This window comes from Cellulomonas sp. EB106-03-03-XG116, from assembly GCF_058792015.1.
Genome location: NZ_JBYTEP010000014.1, coordinates 1 through 17507 on the forward strand (window position 1 = coordinate 1; position 17507 = coordinate 17507).

At 76.2% G+C, this 17507-nt stretch carries 14 protein-coding genes; 9 read left to right on the forward strand and 5 right to left on the reverse strand.

What is annotated here, in order from left to right:
- On the reverse strand, window positions 1–764 hold a 764-nt coding region (locus tag AC3WUG_RS07570), incomplete at its 3' end, for an exonuclease domain-containing protein (RefSeq protein WP_492327116.1).
- A 163-nt stretch (window positions 765–927) separates the two neighbouring features.
- Between AC3WUG_RS07570 and AC3WUG_RS07575 the strand changes: the two genes are divergently transcribed.
- The 7 genes from AC3WUG_RS07575 to ptsP all read left to right on the forward strand — a co-directional run bounded on the left by AC3WUG_RS07575 (window position 928) and on the right by ptsP (window position 8748).
- Window positions 928–1482, forward strand: coding sequence for a type 1 glutamine amidotransferase domain-containing protein (locus AC3WUG_RS07575; RefSeq protein WP_492327117.1), 555 nt, complete (start codon window positions 928–930; stop codon window positions 1480–1482).
- Between the two features lie 77 nt (window positions 1483–1559).
- Entirely contained in the window at window positions 1560–2684 is a 1125-nt protein-coding gene (locus AC3WUG_RS07580) for a GuaB3 family IMP dehydrogenase-related protein (RefSeq protein WP_492327118.1), read from the forward strand.
- A gap of 498 nt (window positions 2685–3182) precedes the next feature.
- Window positions 3183–3944 (forward strand): DeoR/GlpR family DNA-binding transcription regulator, encoded by a 762-nt coding sequence (locus AC3WUG_RS07585; protein ID WP_492327119.1) that lies wholly within the window; start codon window positions 3183–3185, stop codon window positions 3942–3944.
- Window positions 3941–4897 (forward strand): 1-phosphofructokinase, encoded by a 957-nt coding sequence (pfkB, locus tag AC3WUG_RS07590; protein ID WP_492327120.1) that lies wholly within the window; start codon window positions 3941–3943, stop codon window positions 4895–4897. The genes AC3WUG_RS07585 and pfkB overlap by 4 nt, the downstream gene beginning before the upstream one ends.
- 1 nt (window position 4898) lies before the next feature.
- Window positions 4899–5354, forward strand: a complete 456-nt coding sequence (locus AC3WUG_RS07595) for a PTS sugar transporter subunit IIA (RefSeq protein ID WP_492327121.1) — start codon at window positions 4899–4901, stop codon at window positions 5352–5354.
- Window positions 5351–6913, forward strand: a complete 1563-nt coding sequence (locus AC3WUG_RS07600; RefSeq protein WP_492327122.1) for a PTS fructose transporter subunit IIC — start codon at window positions 5351–5353, stop codon at window positions 6911–6913. Before AC3WUG_RS07595 ends, AC3WUG_RS07600 begins: the two co-directional genes overlap by 4 nt.
- A 98-nt stretch (window positions 6914–7011) precedes the next feature.
- On the forward strand, window positions 7012–8748 hold the full coding sequence (ptsP, locus tag AC3WUG_RS07605; protein ID WP_492327123.1) for a phosphoenolpyruvate--protein phosphotransferase: 1737 nt from the start codon (window positions 7012–7014) through the stop codon (window positions 8746–8748).
- Between the two features lie 31 nt (window positions 8749–8779).
- On the opposite strand, the gene AC3WUG_RS07610 is transcribed toward ptsP, so the two are convergent.
- Window positions 8780–9586, reverse strand: coding sequence for an AraC family transcriptional regulator (locus AC3WUG_RS07610; RefSeq protein ID WP_492327124.1), 807 nt, complete (start codon window positions 9584–9586; stop codon window positions 8780–8782).
- 62 nt (window positions 9587–9648) lie between these two features.
- Here AC3WUG_RS07610 and AC3WUG_RS07615 point away from each other — a divergent pair, with 62 nt between their 5' ends.
- Both AC3WUG_RS07615 and AC3WUG_RS07620 read left to right on the forward strand, forming a co-directional pair.
- Complete coding sequence (locus AC3WUG_RS07615; RefSeq protein WP_492327125.1) at window positions 9649–10176, forward strand: VOC family protein; 528 nt, start codon at window positions 9649–9651, stop codon at window positions 10174–10176.
- 87 nt (window positions 10177–10263) lie between these two features.
- A complete protein-coding gene (locus AC3WUG_RS07620) occupies window positions 10264–11901 on the forward strand; it encodes a succinic semialdehyde dehydrogenase (protein WP_492327126.1) in 1638 nt (545 codons plus the stop codon).
- A 139-nt stretch (window positions 11902–12040) separates the two neighbouring features.
- On the opposite strand, the gene AC3WUG_RS07625 is transcribed toward AC3WUG_RS07620, so the two are convergent.
- The 3 genes from AC3WUG_RS07625 to pta form a co-directional block, all read right to left on the reverse strand.
- On the reverse strand, window positions 12041–13813 hold the full coding sequence (locus AC3WUG_RS07625; protein WP_492327127.1) for a diguanylate cyclase: 1773 nt from the start codon (window positions 13811–13813) through the stop codon (window positions 12041–12043).
- A 220-nt stretch (window positions 13814–14033) separates the two neighbouring features.
- The gene (locus AC3WUG_RS07630; RefSeq protein ID WP_492327128.1) at window positions 14034–15221 is read right to left on the reverse strand and encodes an acetate/propionate family kinase; all 1188 of its coding nucleotides are present in this window, start codon (window positions 15219–15221) and stop codon (window positions 14034–14036) included.
- Window positions 15218–17299: a phosphate acetyltransferase gene (pta, locus tag AC3WUG_RS07635; protein ID WP_492327129.1), complete on the reverse strand. Its 2082-nt coding sequence runs from the start codon at window positions 17297–17299 to the stop codon at window positions 15218–15220. The genes AC3WUG_RS07630 and pta overlap by 4 nt, the downstream gene beginning before the upstream one ends.
- Window positions 17300–17507 lie beyond the last annotated feature (208 nt).

A 17507-nucleotide genomic window follows, 5' to 3' on the forward strand; every position in this document is an offset into this window, starting at 1 on the left:
GGCTCGGGGATGGGGAGAAGAGACAGGGTCCCCGGCGCCCCCGCGGCGGCCGCCGCCCGGGACGCCGCGCGGCTCGGCCACGTCGACTCCGCGCCCGGGCCGGTGTGCCCGCGCTCGGCGCGCCAGGCGTTGAACGCCTCGGCCCACGCCCGGTGCGCGGTCACCTGGTAGTCGTGCAGCGAGACGAGGTCGAGGTCGCCCAGGTGCGGGAACCGCCCGACGATCCGGTCCAGGACGTCGAGGGTCGCCACCACGTCGACGTCGGCGGTGTGCAGGCTGCCGGTGTCCACCACCTGGTAGACGCCGCACAGGTCCACGAGCTTGCGCTTGCCGGACCGGTACCGGTCCTCGGCGCGGTCCAGCACGAGCGGGTCGATGACCGGGCGCAGCTCGCCGCCGAGGCGGTCCTCGACGGTCGGCAGGTCGTGCCGGCGGAGCTCGGCCTCGAGCAGGCACAGGTCGAAGGAGGCGTTGTAGGCGACGACCGGGATCCCCTCGCGCACCGCGTCGGCGATGGCGGCCGCGATCTCGTCCAGCGCGCCGCGCGGCTCGACGCCGTGCGCGCGGGCGTGCTCGGTGCTGATGCCGTGGATCGCGCTGGCGCCCTCGGGGATCTCGACGCCGGGGTCGACCAGCCAGGTGCGCACGTCGGTGCCGTCGCGGTCCCGCCGGACGAGCGCGGCCGTCACGATGCGGTCGTGGTCGGTGTCCACGCCGGTGGTCTCGGTGTCGAACCCCAGCAGCGGCCCGTCGGTCCAGGTCATGCGTCTCCCTCTCCTTCCTGCGCGGTCAGCATCGCACCGGCCACCGACGCTCCCGGGGACCCCGCGCGGCGTGTGGCCCGGCCCGGATGCGACCGGCGGCCGTCCGGGTGAGGGTGGAGCCAGACCCCGCGGACCGCGGGGAGCCCCACGGAAAGGAGTCGTCATGGCCCGCCTGACCGGCCGTACCGTCGCGTTCCTCACCAGCTCGAAGGGCATCGAGGAGCCCGAGCTCACCACGCCCTGGAAGGCCGTCGCCGACGAGGGCGGCACCCCCGTCCTCGTGTCCGCCGAGGCCGGCACCGTCCGCGCCGTGAACAACGACCTCGACCCGGGCGGCGAGTACCCGGTGGACCGCACGCTGGACCAGGTGTCCGCGGACGAGATCGACGCGCTCGTCATCCCCGGCGGCACGGTGAACGCGGACACGCTCCGCACCCAGGAGGGTGCTCAGGCGCTGGTGAAGGCCGTCCTCGGCGCGGGCAAGCCCGTCGCCGCGATCTGCCACGGCCCGTGGACGCTCATCGAGGCCGGCGTCGTGGACGGCGTCACGCTCACCTCGTACCCGAGCCTCGCCACCGACCTGCGCAACGCCGGCGCCACCTGGGTGGACGAGGAGGTCGTCGTGTCGCAGGCCGCCGGCGCGACGCTCATCACGTCCCGCAACCCGGACGACCTGCCGGCCTTCAGCGCGGCGGTCGTGGACGCGGTCGCGGGCTGAGCCGCAGCACCCACCCGGGCCCCGTCGCACGCCGCGGCGGGGCCCGCGTCGTGCGTCCGCGCCGGTAGCCTGTCCCGGTGAGCAACGAGATCGAGATCGGCCGCGGCAAGCGGGGACGGCGCGCATTCTCCTTCGACGACGTCGCCGTGGTGCCCTCCCGGCGCACCCGGGACCCCGAGGAGGTGTCCGTCGGCTGGCAGATCGACGCGTACCACTTCGACCTGCCGGTGCTGGCGGCGCCGATGGACTCCGTGGTGAGCCCCGCGACCGCCGTCGCGCTGGGCCGCGCGGGCGGCCTCGGCGTGCTCGACCTCGAGGGCCTGTGGACCCGGTACGAGGACCCGGAGCCGCTGCTGGCGCAGATCGCCGAGCTGCCGGCCGCCGAGGCGACCGCCCGGATGCAGGAGATCTACTCCGCCCCGATCCAGCCGGAGCTGATCCGCCGCCGGGTCGGCGAGGTCCGGGACGCGGGCGTGACGGTCGCGGGCGCCCTGTCGCCGCAGCGCACGCAGGAGTTCTGGAAGGACGTCGTCGACGCGGGCGTCGACCTGTTCGTCATCCGCGGCACCACCGTCTCGGCCGAGCACGTGTCGGGCCGTGCGGAGCCGCTCAACCTCAAGCGGTTCATCTACGAGCTCGACGTGCCGGTGATCGTCGGCGGCGCGTCCACCTACACCGCGGCGCTGCACCTCATGCGCACGGGCGCGGCGGGCGTGCTGGTCGGCTTCGGCGGCGGCGCGGCGCACACCACCCGGGTGTCGCTGGGCATCCACGCCCCGATGGCCACCGCGGTCGCGGACGTCGCGGCCGCGCGCCGGGACTACCTCGACGAGTCGGGCGGCCGGTACGTGCACGTCATCGCCGACGGCGGCGTGGGGCGGTCCGGCGACCTGGTCAAGGCGATCGCCTGCGGCGCGGACGCGGTCATGCTCGGTGCCGCGCTGGCCCGCGCGACCGACGCCCCCGGCGGCGGCTGGCACTGGGGCCCCGAGGCGCACCACCCGCACCTGCCGCGTGGCGAGCGGGTGCAGGTCGGCCAGGCGGGCACGCTGGAGCAGGTGCTGTTCGGCCCGGGCCACACCGCGGACGGCTCGCTCAACCTCATCGGCGCGCTGCGGCGGGCGATGGCGACCACCGGGTACTCGGACCTCAAGGAGTTCCAGCGGGTGGAGATCGTGGTCTCCCCGTACCAGCCGCGCTGACGCCGGCACCCGCGCACGCCGAGGGCCGCGGCTCCCCGAGGGGAGTCGCGGCCCTCGCCTCGTCCGGGGGTGTGTGTGGTGCCCGGCCGTCCTGCGCTTGCGCCCGCCGCCGCGCCCTTCGTTCGCCCTTGCCCTCGCCTCCCCGGCCGCTGGCCCGCTGACCGCGCCCAGCAGCAGCCTTCGACAGTGGAAGGTTGTGACGGACACGCCGACGGCGCGTCCGTCACAACCTTCCACTGTCGGCGTCAGCGGCAGCGGTAGCGCTGGCGGTGGTGGTGCGGCGCGGAGGCGGGCCGGGGCTGACGTCGGGCAGCAGCCGGACCGGCGATCCGGGCGTGGGCGGATGCCCGTTTCGGTCGCGTTTGAGTCCGAGTCGGTTTGATTGCTTGCGTTTCGGTGTCCGAATGCGGCATGCTGGGTCCCGCAGCCGCCCAGCGCCGGGCCTCCCTCGGCGCCCCGGGCCACCTGCGCAGACGACCCGGAACCGACGGAGGCGACGTGTACGCAACGGAGCGCCAGCAGCAGATCCTCGCCGCCGCGCGGCGGGACGGGCGCGTGGACGTCGCCTCGCTCGCGACCACCCTGGACGTCACGCCGGAGACCGTCCGCCGCGACCTCACCGTCCTGGAGCGGCACGGCCTGGTCCGCCGGGTGCACGGCGGCGCGATCCCGGTCGAGCAGCTCGGCTTCGAGCCCGGCCTGGCGCAGCGCGAGGGCCTGCTGTCGGGGGAGAAGGACCGGATCGCCAAGGCCGCGCTGGAGGAGCTGCCGGCCGGCGGCGCGATCATCCTCGACGCGGGCACGACGACCGTGCGGCTGGCGGAGCTGCTGCCGACCGACCGCGAGCTGACCGTGGTCACGCACGCGCTCCCGGTCGCCACGGTGCTCGCGACCCGCCCCGGCATCACGCTGCACCTGGTCGGCGGGACGGTCCGCGGCCGGACGCTCGCGGCGGTGGGCACCTGGGCGCTGCGCGAGCTCGCCGACATCCACGTGGACACGGCGTTCCTCGGCACCAACGGCCTGAGCGTCGAGCACGGCCTGACCACCCCGGACCTGGCGGAGGCCGCGGTGAAGCGCGCGCTGGTCACCGCGGCCCGGCGCACGGTCGTGCTGGCCGACCACACCAAGCTCGGCCGGGCGGACTTCGCGCACGTCGCGTCGCTCGAGCAGGTCGACACGCTGGTCACCGACTCCGGGGTGATGGCCGAGCTCGCGGACGAGGTCGAGGCCGCCGGCCCGCGGGTGGTGCGCGCATGACCGCGCCGCGGGTCGTGACCCTGACCCCGAACCCCAGCCTGGACCGCGCCCTGCACCTGGAGCGCCTGGCGGTCGGCGAGGTGAACCGCGCCGCGGCCACCCACCTGCACCCGGGCGGCAAGGGCATCAACGTGTCCCGGGCCCTCGCCGCGCACGGCGTCGCGTCCCGGGCGGTCATGCCGTCGGGCGGTCCGGACGGCGCGCAGGTCGTGGCGCTGCTCGCGGCGCAGGGCGTGGACGCGCGGCCGGTGCCGGTCGCCGGCGACACCCGGTCGAACATCACGCTGACCGAGTCGAGCGGCGCGACGACCAAGATCAACGCCCCGGGCGCCGCGCTGACCCCCGACGAGGTCGCGGCGCTGCTGGCCGCGGTCGAGTCCGAGCTCGCCGGGGCGACCGCGGTGGTCGCGGCCGGCAGCCTGCCGGCCGGGCTGGGCGACGACTTCTTCACCGCGGTCGCCGACCTGGGCGCGCGGCACGGCGTGCCGGTCGTGCTGGACACCTCGGGCGCGCCGTTCGCCGCCGCGGTCCGGCACGGCGGCCTCGCGCTGGTGAAGCCGAACGACGAGGAGCTCGCCGAGCTCGCCGGCCACGAGCTGGTGACCGTCGGCGACGTCCTCGCCGCCGCCCGCGCGGTGCGGGCGCTCGGCACCGCCGCCGTGCTCGTCAGCCTCGGCGCGCACGGCGCGCTGCTCGTCGCCGACGGCGGCTCCTGGTGGGCCGGCGGCCCGGGCCTGGTCCCCGTGTCCACGGTCGGCGCGGGGGACTCGACCCTCGCCGGCTACCTCGCGGCCGACGGCCCGCCCCCGGACCGGCTGCGCCGCGCGGTCGCCTGGGGCCGCGCCGCCGTCCTGCTCCCGGGCAGCGCCGTGCCGCGCCCGTCCGACGTCCGTCCCGACGAGGTCGCCCTGGTGGCCGACCCCGACCCCGCCCTCGCCCTGAAGGAGCTCTGACATGAGCCTGCCCCTGACCTCCGCCGACCTCGTCGGCGTCGACCTGGTCGCGGCCGACCGCGACGACGCGACCCGCCAGCTGATCGCCCTGCTCGCCGCCGCGGGCCGGGTCACCGACGCCGAGGGCTTCCACGCCGACGTCCGGGCCCGCGAGGCGCAGATGGCCACCGGCATGCCCGGCGGCGTCGGCCTGCCGCACGCCCGGTCCGAGCACGTGTCCGCCCCGAGCCTCGCGGTCGGCAAGCTGCGCAAGCCCGTCGACTGGGGCGCCCCGGACGGGCCGGCCCGCCTGGTGTTCCTCATCGCCGCGCCCGCGGGCGGGGACGCCGACCACCTGCAGATCCTGGCCGCGCTCGCCCGCCGGCTCGTCCACGAGTCGTTCCGGCAGTCGCTGCTCGACGCCCCCGACGCGGCCACCGTGGCCGACATCGTCCAGCGAGAGGTGGTGCCGTCATGAAGTTCGTCGCCGTGTCCTCGTGCCCCACGGGGATCGCCCACACGTACATGGCCGCGGAGGCCCTCGAGCAGGCCGGCAAGGCGGCCGGCCACGAGGTGCACGTCGAGACGCAGGGCGCCGCGGGCTCGACCCCGCTGGACCCCGCGATCATCGCCGCGGCCGACGGCGTCATCTACGCCGCCGACCTCGAGGTCCAGGCCAAGGACCGGTTCGCCGGCAAGCCGTTCGTCGACGTCGGCGTGAAGAAGGCGGTGCACGACCCGAACGGCGTGCTCGCCCAGGCCGTCGCGGCCGTCGAGGCGGGCGTGCCCGCGGCCGACGCCGCCGCGGCGGGCGCCGCGCCCACCGCCGCCGGGGCCCCGCGCCCCGCGGTCAAGGTCGACCCGAACGCGGGCGTCGGCACCCGGATCCGGCAGTGGCTGATGACGGGCGTGTCGTACATGATCCCGTTCGTCGCCGCGGGCGGGATCCTCATCGCCCTCGGGTTCATGATCGCCCAGGCGGCGTGGCCGGGGAACGAGGGCCCGGTCGCGGTGACCGCCGTGCCGGTGCAGGACCTGATCACCTCGTTCAGCATCACGTCCGGGCAGGACTGGGCCGTGCTGCTCTACCAGACCGGGGCGGCCGCCTTCGGGTTCCTCGTGGCGGTGCTGTCCGGGTTCATCGCGTACGCGATCGCCGACCGGCCCGGCCTGGTGCCCGGCTTCGTCGGCGGCGCCATCTCCGTGGTGATCGGCGCGGGCTTCCTCGGCGGCCTGGTCACCGGCTTCGTCGGCGGGTTCCTCGCGCTGTGGATCAGCCGGTGGCGGGTGCCGAAGGGCGTGCGCGGCGTGATGCCGGTCGTGGTGACGCCGCTGCTGTCCTCGCTGGTCACCGGCTTCCTGATGTTCGTCGTCATCGGCCGGCCCATCGCGAACGTGATGGACGGGCTGACGAACTGGCTGAACGGCCTGTCCGGGTCGAACCTCGTGCTCATGGGCGCGCTGCTCGGCGCGATGATGGGCTTCGACCTCGGCGGCCCGATCAACAAGGTCGCGTACACCTTCGCGGTGACCGGCCTGGCGACCCAGGGGCTCACGGGCGACGCGGTGCAGTACCGGATCATGGCGGCCGTGATGGCGGCCGGCATGGTGGCGCCGCTGGCCATGGCCCTGGCGACCGTCGTCCGCAAGGGCCTGTTCACGCACGCCGAGCGGGAGAACGGCAAGGCGGCCTGGCTGCTGGGCCTGTCGTTCATCTCCGAGGGCGCGATCCCGTTCGCCGCGGCCGACCCGTGGCGGGTCATCGTGTCGTCGGTCGTCGGGTCCAGCGCCACCGGTGCCCTCACGATGGCGGTCGGCTCGGGGCTCCGGGCGCCGCACGGCGGCATCTGGGTGCTGCCGCTCATCTCGAACCCGCTCGGGTTCCTCCTGGCGGTCGCGGTCGGCACCGTGATCACCGCGGGCGTCGTGGTCGTGCTCAAGGGGCTGCGACCGAGCCCGCTGGTCGAGGCCGAGCGGGAGGCCGACGCCGCGGCCGCCGCGACCGCGCCGGCCGCCGCCCAGCCCGCCGTCGCCTGACGGCATCCTGGTGTCCCCGGGCCCGCCGCGGCCCGGGGACGCACGGGCGGGACCTCCGCCCCTTCACAGACCGATCTCGACGGGGAGACGCTCGCACCATGACCGACACGCGAACCGAGACGACCGCACCGCCCGCCGCCGGGACGGTGCTGCAGGGGGTGGGCGTCGGGCGCCGCGTCGCCGTGGGCCCGGTGGTGCGGGTGCGGCCCGCCCCGGCCGTGCCCGGCGACGCGCCGGTGCTCCGGGACGGCGCTCCGGTGCCGGCCGACGAGCTGCCCGACGCCGTGGCCGCCGCCTTCGCGGCGGTGGGCGACGGGCTGCGCGAGCAGGCGGCCCGCGCCACGGGCACCGTCGCCGAGGTGCTGGGCGCGACCGCGATGATGGCCGACGACCCCGCGCTCCGGGACCAGGTGCTCGGCCGGGTCCGCGGCGGCGAGCCGCCGGTCGCGGCGATCGACGCCGTGGTCGGCACGTTCGCCGCGATGTTCGAGCAGGCGGGCGGGTACCTCGCCGAGCGGGTCACGGACCTGCGCAGCGTCCGGGACCGGGTCGTGTCCCGGCTGGCCGGGCTGCCCGCGCCGGGGGTGCCCGAGCTCCGGGAGCCGTCCGTGGTCGTGGCCCTCGACCTCGCGCCCGCCGACACGGCCGCGCTCGACCTGGAGCGCGTGCTCGCCCTCGTCACCGAGGAGGGCGGCCCGACCGGGCACACCGCGATCATCGCCGGGCAGAACGGCATCCCCTGCGTCGTCCGGACCACGGGGGCGTCGGCGCTCGCGGACGGGGTCGTGGTCGGCGTGGACGCGGCGGCGGGGACCGTCCTGGTCGAGCCGTCGGCCGACGACCGCGCGGCGCTGGACACCCGCGCCGCCGCCGAGCGCGCGCTGGAGTCCGACACCGACCCGGGCGGCACGGCCGACGGGCACCGGGTGCAGCTGCTCGCCAACATCGGCACCGCCGAGGACGCCGAGAAGCTGGTCGGCGCGGCCGTCGAGGGCGTCGGGCTGTTCCGCACCGAGGTGCTGTTCCTCGGGCGGCAGCAGGCGCCGACGGTCGACGAGCAGGCCGCCGCGTACGCCCGGGTGCTGCGCGCGCTCGGCCCGGACCGCAAGGTCGTCGTCCGGACCCTCGACGCCGGGGCCGACAAGCCGCTCGCGTTCGCCAACCTGCACACGGAGGAGAACCCGGCGCTCGGCGTGCGCGGCTACCGGCTGGTCCGGTCCGCGCCCGGGCTGCTCACCGACCAGCTGACCGCGCTGGCCCGGGCCGGCGAGGAGACCGGCACCGAGCCGTGGGTGATGGCGCCGATGATCGCCACGCCGGCCGAGTCGCGCGCGTTCGCGGACGCCGTGCACGCCGCCGGCCTGCGGACGGCGGGCGTCATGGTCGAGGTCCCGGCCGCCGCGCTGCGCGCCGGAGCGGTGCTGGACGAGGTCGACTTCGTCTCGCTCGGCACCAACGACCTGGCCCAGTACACGATGGCCGCCGACCGGCTGCGCGGCGAGCTCGTCGACCTGCTCGACGCGTGGCAGCCGGCCGTCCTCGAGCTCGTCGCGGCGACCGCGCGGGCCGGGGCGGCGAAGGACCGGCCGGTCGGCGTCTGCGGCGAGTCGGCGTCGGACCCGCTGATGGCGCTCGTGCTCACCGGGCTCGGCGTCACCAGCCTGTCCATGTCGCCCGCCGCCCTGCCCGCGGTCCGGTTCGCGCTGCGGCGGCACACGCTCGAGGCGTGCCGCGCGATGGCGGACGCGGCGCTGGCCGCGGCGGACCCGGCCGCGGGCCGCGCGGCGGTCGCGGGGCTGCTCGACCCGGAGGCGCGGGCGGCGCTGGGGGTGTGAGGCGCGGGGGTGCGCCCCGGGTCCGGCGGTCCTAGGCCGCGGCCGGGGCGTGCCGCCGCGTCCGCGCCGGGGTCTCGCCGACCACGGCGCGGTACCGGCGGGTGAAGTGCGCCTGGTCGGTGTACCCGAGGTCCGCCGCGAGGCCCGCGAGGTCCGTGCCGGGGTCGGCGAACAGCGTGGTGGCCGCCGCCTGCAGCCGCCGGCACTCGATCAGCCACTTCGGCGTCAGCCCGGTGTGCTGCCGCACCACCCGGCTCAGGGTGCGCGGCGTCGTCCCGAGCAGGTCGGCCAGGTCGGTCACCCGCAGCACGTCCGCGCGCTCCTCGGCGACCCGGCACGCCGCGTTCGCCAGCCGCCCGGCGTCGTCCACCCGCGCGGCGGCCGGGGCGAGCCAGGCGCGCAGCAGCGCGGCGACCTCGGCGTCCGCCGCGTCCGGGGCCAGCGCCATCGCGGCGGCCACCGCCGGCAGCGGCGCGCCGGGCAGCGGCTCCCACCGCCCGACCAGCCGGGTGGGCTCGGTCGCCGTCAGCGCGCGGGCCGCGGCCGGCCGGAGCAGCACGCCGACCACCCACGACCGCCCGGTGAGGTCCTGCGTGGTGAGCACCCGGGACGGGCCGTGCAGGGTCGCGCCCGACGGCTGGAGCACCGCGTTGGCGGCGGGGTAGGTGAGCACGCGCTGCGTCCGGACCTCGCCGGGCGTGACGTCCCAGCGGGCGACCCAGACGTGCCGGACGAGGTCGTCGAGGCCGCCGCCGGGCACGGCGGGGTGCCCGAGGACGAACCGGGAGAACGCGACCCCGGGGTCGCCCGGGTTGAGGTGCCCCGCCGACTCGACCACGCGCCGCCCTCCTGTCCCGTTCGTACAAGACCCGCCGCCCCGGCCGGGCGAGGCTCGACCCCATGACCGAGAGCACCGCACCCGCACCCACGACCGGCACCGCGCCCGCGAGCGGCGCGCACACCACCGACGGCGTCCCGCACGGGATCACGTCGCTGACCCCGCACCTCGTCGTGCACCCGGCGGCCGAGGCCATCGGATTCTACGAGCGGGTCCTCGGCGCCCGGGTCGTCGACGTGTTCCGGATGGGCGACCTGGTCGGCGAGGCCTCGCTCGACCTCGGCAACGGCCGGTTCACGCTGGGCGACCCGATGCCCGCCTACGGCGTCACCACCCCGGACCCCGACGCCGCGACCTACTCGCTCGCCGTGCACGTCCGGGACGTCGACGCCACCGTCGAGCGCGCGGTCGCCGCGGGCGCGACGCTGCGCGAGCCCGTGACGACGTTCGTGTCCGGCGACCGCTACGGCTCGATCACCGACCCGTTCGGCGTGCGGTGGACCGTGATGGCCCGGGTCGAGGACCTGTCGCCCGAGGAGTCGGCGCGCCGGGTGGCGGCGTGGGCGGCGGAGCAGGCGGCGCAGGGCTGAGACGCCGGGCGCAGGGCGACGCCGGGGGCGCGGCGCCCTGCGTGCCGGGTCCGGGACCAGCCCCGGCCCGGCGCGTAGCCTGGCCGCATGGTGCCCGAGCACGGCGTCCTCGACCCGGAGACCGACCCCCTCGCCACGTACGTCCTGGAACCGGACGACCTGCGCGACCTGGCGGGCCGGGTCGCGAGCTCGCCCGCGGCGGGCACGCGCACGCACCACGCGCCGTGGACCCGCGCACCGCTCGCCACGCTCCCGCAGTCGACGCCGGACGACGTGGCCCGGGCGGCGCGCGCGGCCCGGGCGGCCCAGCGCCGGTGGGCCGCCGTCCCCGCCCGGGACCGCGCGCGCCTGCTGCTGCGCGTGCACGACCTGCTGCTCCAGCGGCAGAGCGACGTGCTCGACCTGGTCCAGCTCGAGAACGGCAAGGCGCGCGGCGCCGCGTACGAGGAGGTCGCCGACGTCGCCCTGCTCGCGCGGCACCTCGGCCGGACCGCGCCGCGGACGCTCGCGCCCGAGCGCCGGCCCGGGCTGGTGCCGGGCCTCACGTCGGTGCGCGTCGTGCACGACCCGGTGGGGGTCGTCGGGGTCGTCGCGCCGTGGAACTACCCGCTGAGCCTGACGCTCGGGGACGTGCTCCCGGCGCTCGCGGCCGGGGACGCCGTGCTGCTGCGGCCGGACCCGCAGACGCCGCTGACGGCCCTGTGGGCGGTGGAGCTGCTCGAGGACGCCGGGATGCCGCGCGGGCTGGTGCAGGTCGTGCTGGGCGACGGGCCGACGGTCGGCGCGGCGGTCGTCGACCACGTGGACCACGTCGTGTTCACCGGGTCGACGGAGACCGGCCGGGTCGTCGCCGCGCGGGCGGGGGAGCGCCTCGTGCCGAGCACGCTGGAGCTCGGCGGCAAGAACGCGATGTACGTCGCCGAGGACGTGGACGTCGAGGTCGCCGCGGAGGGCGCGGTCCGGGCGTGCTTCGGCGGCACCGGTCAGCTGTGCGTGTCCGTCGAGCGGCTGTACGTGCACCGGGACGTGTACGACGCGTTCGCCGCGGCGTTCGCGCGCCGGACCCGGGCGCTGCGCGTCGGCACCGGCCTGGACCACCGGTCGGACGTCGGGTCGCTCACCTCGGCCGAGCAGCTGGCCCGCGTCGTCGAGCACGTGGAGGACGCGCTGTCCGGCGGGGCGCACGTGCTCGCCGGCGGCGTGCACCGCACCGACCTCGGGCCGTACGTGTACGAGCCGACCGTCCTGGAGGGCGTCGGCCCGCACGCCCGGGCCTTCCGCGAGGAGACGTTCGGGCCGGTGGTCGCGCTGGCGCCGGTCGCCTCCGACGACGAGGCCGTGGCCGCCGTGAACGACTCGGCCTACGCCCTCAACGCGTCCGTCTGGACCCGGTCGACCCGGCGCGGCGCGGCGCTCGCGGCCCGGCTCCGCGCCGGCAGCGTGAACGTCAACGACGGCTACCAGGCGGCCTGGGGCTCGGTGGCGGCGCCGCAGGGCGGCCGCGGGGCGTCGGGCTGGGGGCACCGGCACGGGCGCGAGGGGCTGCTGGCGCTGACCGCGACCCGGACCGTCGCGGTGCAGCGCGGCGTGCACGGCGTGCGCGTCGCTGGCCGCACCGTCGTCCCGCCGCTCGGACCGGGCCGGCTGCTGGCGGGCGACCCGGGGCGCTGGACCGCGACGGTCACCGCCGCGCTCCGCGTCGCGAGGGCGGCCCGCCTGCGCTGAGCCGCGCGCCCCGCGCGCCCTGCGCTCCGCGCCCGGCGCCCGGCGCCGAGTCTCCACTTCCGCACTGCGCGCGCGGCGACCACGACAGGCGCGGGACGGAGACTCGGCGAGACCCGGCGCGGGGGCGAGGGCGGGCGTGTCAGCTCGGCTGGCAGGCGGCGGCCGTGCCGGCCGACGGGGTGCGCGGCCCGCCGGCGCGCGAGTCGCCCGCGGTGCGCGGGACCGGCACCGGGAGCGCCGCGGGGGTGGCCGGCGTGCCGTCGAACACGACCCGGTTCCGCCCCTCGCGCTTCGCGCGGTAGAGCGCCGCGTCGGCGCGCGAGACGAGCGCGTCGCCGGTCTCGCCGTCCGCGGCCATCGCGCCGCCGAAGCTCACCGTGACCCGCAGGCCCGGCGACAGCTCGTGCCACGGGTAGCCGGCGATCGTGGCGCGGATCCGCTCGCAGACGGCCAGCGCCTGCTCGTGCGGGGAGTCGAGGAGCACGAGCGTGAACTCCTCGCCGCCGATGCGCGCCGTGGCGTCGCCGACCCGCACCGCGCTGGTCATGATCTGCGCGACGCGCCGGAGCACCTCGTCCCCGACGGGGTGCGAGTGCTGGTCGTTGACGGCCTTGAACAGGTCGATGTCCGCGACGACGTAGGCCAGCTCCTCCTCGCGCCCGAGCCGCGCGGCGAGCACCGCGTCGAGCCCGCGGCGGTTCAGCAGGCCGGTGAGCGGGTCGTGCGCGGCGTCGTGCTGCAGCGTCTCGTTCAGGGCGGTGAGCTCGGCGGCGCGCTTGCGGGCCTGGTCGCGGGCCTGGCGGACGCGCTCGACGTCCAGCTGGGCGTTCACCACGATGCCGCGGCGCTCGGCGGCCTGGTCGCGCTGGGCCATGACGGCCTCGTGGTAACGGCGGTGGGTGTCGAGCGCGGCGCGCAGGTCGCCGGCGTCCTCGTGCACCTGGACGAGCTCGAGCAGGACGTCCGCGCGCTCCATCGGCCGCAGCGACTGCTCGGTCAGCAGCAGCCCCTCGTGCAGGGTGGCGACGGCGCCCGCGTGGTCGCCGCGCAGCCGGCGCAGCCGCCCGAGCGCCGCGTGGTACCGGATGGTGAGGTACCGGGCGGCGACGCGGGGGAGCGCGGCCTCGGCGGCGGTGAGGGCCTCCTCGGCGGCGTCCAGGTCGCCCCCGGCCATGTGGGCGCGCGCCAGCCGCACCTGGGCCTCGGCCGCCATGCGCGGGTTGCCGGAGTCGCCGCCGTCGGCGTCCGGGACCCCGTGCGCGGCCTCGAGCCCGCGCAGCGACAGCTGCACCGCCCGCTCGGCCAGCGCCCGCGCGCGCACGGGGTCGGTGGCGCGCAGGGCCTCGCTCTCGTCGGTGTCGAGCTTCGCCAGCCCCGAGAGGGTGGCGCAGGTGCCGTCCGGGCGGTCCAGCTCGGGCCACAGCCGCGCCGCCTCGTCCAGCAGCTCGCGGGCCTTCTCCGGGAACCGCCCCATCGAGATGTAGGTGTCCGCGAGGTTGTTCAGCGCCGCCGCGAGGCCCTCGGTGTCGTGGAGCTCGCGCCGGATGGTGAGCGACCGGTCCAGCAGCTCGAGGGCGGACAGGTTGTCGCCGAAGCCGTTGTAGACCGCCGCGAGGCCCTGCAGCAGCCGGCCCTCCCAGGCGCGCATCCCGTGGGTCGTCGCCAGCTCCAGGGCGTGCTCGATGGCTCGCAGCGCCATCGGGTCCTCGCCGAGCAGGTGGTGCGCCCAGCCGCCGTTGTACTCGAGCTCGATCTCGACGGCTACGGCGCCCTCCGCGCGGGCCTCGTCGAGCAGCGCGGGCAGGGCCGCGACGCACAGCGCGGGGGCCGCGTCGCACAGCCGGTCGACGCGCGCCAGCTCCGAGCGCCAGTAGGACTCGCGGTCCTCGGCGGTGGCTCGGGCATGCGTCATGTTCGTCGTATCGGCGGACCCCCCGGAGGGCTGGAGCGGTCGATCGGGTGAAGTCCGGGGCGGACAGGTGACGTCCCGGTGGCCGGTACGTGACGGGACAGGGACCGAACGGGTGACGCGTCAGGGACGGCGCGGCGCGGCGACTTGGGAGGCGCCGAGGGCCCGCCCCGGACGTGCCGGGACGGGCCCTGTCGTGCGGTGCGGCGCGGGCCGCGCGGCGTCAGGCGATCGCCGCGACCGACTGCCGCGCGATCTCCAGCTCCTCGTTCGTCGGGATCACCAGCACGGTGACCTCGGCGCCGTCGGGGGAGATGACCTTGGGCTCCTTGACCCGGCCGGCGTTGCGCTCCGGGTCGACCTGGATGCCGAGGCGCTCCAGCCCCGCGAGGGCGTTGAGGCGGACGATGTCGTCGTTCTCGCCGATGCCGGCGGTGAAGGTGATGACGTCGACGCGGCCGAGCTCGGCGTAGTACTTGCCGACGTAGCCCTTGATGCGGTGGTAGTAGACGTCGAGGGCGGTCTTGACCCGCTCGTCGCCCGCGGCCACGGCGTCGTGGACGTCGCGCATGTCGGTGTAGCCGGACAGGCCGAGCATGCCGGACTTCCGGTTGAGCAGCTCGTCCAGCTGGTCGATGGTGTAGCCGCCGACCCGGGCGAGGTGGAACAGCACGGCCGGGTCGATGTCGCCGGACCGGGTGCCCATGACCAGGCCCTCGAGCGGGGTCAGGCCCATCGAGGTGTCGATGCAGGCGCCGCCGCGCACGGCCGACGCCGAGGCGCCGTTGCCGAGGTGCAGCACGATCGTGTTGAGCTCCTCGAGCGGCTTGCCGAGGAACTCGGCGGTCGCGCGGGAGACGTACAGGTGCGACGTGCCGTGCGCGCCGTACCGGCGGATCTTGTACTGCTTCGCGACCTGCTCGTCGATCGCGTAGGTGTACGCGGCCGGCGGCATCGTGCGGTGGAACGCGGTGTCGAAGACCGCGACGTGCGGGATGTTCGGGAACGCGTGCCGCGCGGCCTGGATGCCCGCGACGTTCGCCGGGTTGTGCAGCGGGGCCAGCGGGGACAGCTCGTCGATCTGCGCGAGGACCGCGTCGTCGATCACGGCCGGGCCGTCGAAGACGTCGCCGCCCTGGACGACGCGGTGGCCGACGGCGGTGAGGTCCTCCTCGCGGAGCTGCGGGCCCTGCTCCTCGAACAGGCCGAGGACGAGGCGCATGCCGGTCTCGTGGTCCGGCACGGGCTGCTCGAGCACGGTGGCGCCGTTCGGGCCCTCGTGCTTGACCTTGCCGACCTCGAGGCCGATGCGCTCGACGATGCCGGAGGCGAGCGCGTCGCCGGAGGTGGCGTCGACGAGCTGGTACTTGATCGACGAGGAGCCGGAGTTGATGACGAGGACGTGGTTCACTTCGAGCCTTCCGGGGTCGCGCCCATGGCCTGGGCCTGGATCGCCGTGATGGCGACGGTGTTGACGATGTCCTGCACCAGGGCGCCCCGGGACAGGTCGTTGACGGGCTTGCGCAGGCCCTGGAGCACCGGGCCGACCGCCACGGCGCCGGCGGAGCGCTGCACGGCCTTGTAGGTGTTGTTGCCGGTGTTGAGGTCCGGGAACACGAAGACGGTGGCGCGGCCCGCGACGGCGGAGTCGGGCATCTTGGTCTGGGCGACCGAGGCGTCGACGGCGGCGTCGTACTGGATCGGGCCCTCGACGCTCAGGTCGGGGCGCCGCTCGCGGACGAGCTCGGTGGCGGTGCGGACCTTGTCCACGTCGGCGCCCGAGCCGGACGACCCGGTCGAGTAGGACAGCATCGCGATGCGCGGCTCGATGCCGAACTGCGCGGCGGTCTCGGCGGAGGAGATCGCGATGTCCGCGAGCTGCTCGGCCGTCGGGTCGGGGTTCACGGCGCAGTCGCCGTAGACCAGGACGCGGTCCTCGAGGCACATGAGGAACACCGAGGACACCACGGAGGTGCCGGGGGTGGTCTTGATGATCTCGAAGGACGGCTTGATGGTGTGCGCCGTGGTGTGCGCGGCGCCGGAGACCATGCCGTCGGCCAGGCCGAGCTGGACCATCATCGTGCCGAAGTAGGAGACCGAGGAGACGATCTCCCGCGCCCGCTCGACGGTCATGCCCTTGTGCTTGCGCAGCTCGGTGTACTCCGCGGCGAACCGCTCGAGCAGCTGGCCGGCCTTCGGGTCGATGACTTTCGCGGCGGACAGGTCCAGGCCGAGCTCGGTGGCGCGGGTCCGGATGGACGCCTCGTCGCCGAGGATCGTCAGGTCCGCGACCTCGCGCTGCAGCAGCGTGGACGCGGCGCGCAGGATGCGGTCGTCGCTGCCCTCGGGGAGCACGACGTGCTTGCGGTCGGACCGGGCCCGGTCGAGCAGCTCGTACTCGAACATGAGCGGCGTGACGACCTCGGGGGCCGGCACCTCGAGGGCGGCCAGGGCCTCCTCGGCGTCGGTGTGCTTCTCGAACAGCGCGAGGGCGGTGTCGACCTTCCGCTGCGAGTCGGCGGACAGCCGGCCGCGGGTGCCGGCGGCGGCGCTCGCGGAGGCGAAGGTGCCGAGCTCGGTGCGGATGATCGGCAGCCGGCTGCGCAGGCCGTCGACCAGGCGGGACACCGTGGCCGGGGGCTCGAAGCCGCCGTTGAGGATGATGCCGGACAGCGACGGGAAACCGTCGGCGGCGTGCGCCATGAGCAGGCCGAGCAGGATGTCGGACCGGTCGCCCGGGACGATCACGACGACGCCGTCGGACAGCCGCTCCAGCAGGTGCTCGATCGACATGGCGCCGACCAGGACGTCGGTGGCCTCGCGGGGCAGCAGCTGGGCGTCGCCGCCGACCAGGCTGCCGTCGACGGACTCCATGAGCTGGCGGACGGTGGGGGCGACGAGGAACGGCTCCTCGGGCAGGGCCCAGGCGGTGGCGCGGGTGGACAGCTCGGCGCGGATCGCGTCGAGGTTGTCGGGGTCGCACCGGTTGGCGACGATCGCGACGACCTGGGCGTGCCCGGCCTCGAGCTCCGCGGCGGCGACCTCGGCCACCTGCCGGACCTCCTCGGGGGAGCGGCCCTGGCCCTTGACGCACAGCAGCACCGGCGCGCCGAGGTTCGCGGCGATCCGGGCGTTGAAGCCGAGCTCGGCCGGGCCGGCGATGTCGGTGTAGTCCGTGCCGACGACGACCACCACGTCGCAGTCGCGGGCGACCGCGTGGTACCGCTGCACGATGGTGGCGAGCGCCGCCTCGGGGTCGTGGTGCACGGCCTCGTAGCTGGTGCCGATGCAGTCCTCGTAGGACAGGTCGACGCCGTCGTGGGCGAGCAGCAGCTCCAGCACGTAGTCGCGGGTCTCGGTGGAGCGCGCGATGGGCCGGAACACGCCGACCTTCTGCACGGTGCGGGTCAGCAGGTCGACCAGGCCGAGGGCGACGGTCGACTTGCCGGTGTCCCCCTCGGGGGACGTGACGTAGATGCTGCGGGCCACGGGTGGGCTTCTTCCTCGTCGGCGTGGGCCGGGGTCGCCGGCCGTCAGGTGGTGGGATGAATTCTGCCGGACGTCCGGCGCCGGATCGCGCCGGAGCCCGGGTGACGCGGGCCACCCGCGGTCCCTCCCGGCCGCCTGGCGGCCGCCCCGTGTGACCTAGGTCCCAGAAGGCCGATGGCCCGCACCGGGTGGTGCGGGCCATCGGCCA

Bases quoted from the DNA above. Each gene is read 5' to 3' on its own strand.
- AC3WUG_RS07575 (WP_492327117.1), top strand. From the start codon at position 928: ATGGCCCGCCTGACCGGCCGTACCGTCGCGTTCCTCACCAGCTCGAAG.
- pfkB (WP_492327120.1), top strand. From the start codon at position 3,941: ATGACCGCGCCGCGGGTCGTGACCCTGACCCCGAACCCCAGCCTGGAC.
- AC3WUG_RS07595 (WP_492327121.1), top strand. From the start codon at position 4,899: ATGAGCCTGCCCCTGACCTCCGCCGACCTCGTCGGCGTCGACCTGGTC.
- AC3WUG_RS07600 (WP_492327122.1), top strand. From the start codon at position 5,351: ATGAAGTTCGTCGCCGTGTCCTCGTGCCCCACGGGGATCGCCCACACG.
- ptsP (WP_492327123.1), top strand. From the start codon at position 7,012: ATGACCGACACGCGAACCGAGACGACCGCACCGCCCGCCGCCGGGACG.
- AC3WUG_RS07615 (WP_492327125.1), top strand. From the start codon at position 9,649: ATGACCGAGAGCACCGCACCCGCACCCACGACCGGCACCGCGCCCGCG.
- AC3WUG_RS07620 (WP_492327126.1), top strand. From the start codon at position 10,264: ATGGTGCCCGAGCACGGCGTCCTCGACCCGGAGACCGACCCCCTCGCC.
- AC3WUG_RS07625 (WP_492327127.1), bottom strand. From the start codon at position 13,813: ATGACGCATGCCCGAGCCACCGCCGAGGACCGCGAGTCCTACTGGCGC.